The organism is Vogesella mureinivorans, from assembly GCF_007644035.1.
In the GTDB taxonomy this organism is placed as follows: domain Bacteria; phylum Pseudomonadota; class Gammaproteobacteria; order Burkholderiales; family Chromobacteriaceae; genus Vogesella; species Vogesella mureinivorans.
Map to the genome: position 1 here is coordinate 1 of NZ_VMTV02000424.1, position 307 is coordinate 307.

Sequence of the window (307 nt, forward strand, 5' to 3'; positions counted from 1 at the left end):
GCGGCCCTTCAGGATCACCTTGCGGGCGTAGTCGCGCTCGGTGGCGATGCCGACCAGCGCTTCACCGCGCATCACCAGCACCGAACCGATGGCGTGCTCGGCCATCAGCCGGATCACTTCCAGCACCGGCGTCTGTTCGGTCACGCAGACGACCTGCGCGGTCTTGCCCTCTAGGATCTGTCGGATGCTGTGCATGCCGTGGCCTCCCCCGTGGTGGACATGTGCACGGGACTATACGCCCGCAGAGGCGGGGATAAGAGATCGGGGATTGAGCCTGCGGGTAGCGCGCGGCACTGGGAGCGCCGCT

1 protein-coding gene is annotated in these 307 nt (G+C 67.1%); it reads right to left on the minus strand.

The features are described from left to right. Positions 1-195 (minus strand): CBS domain-containing protein (locus tag FLQ44_RS11325; protein WP_206208841.1); only part of this gene is annotated, 195 nt, incomplete at its 3' end. Positions 196-307: the final 112 nt, after the last annotated feature.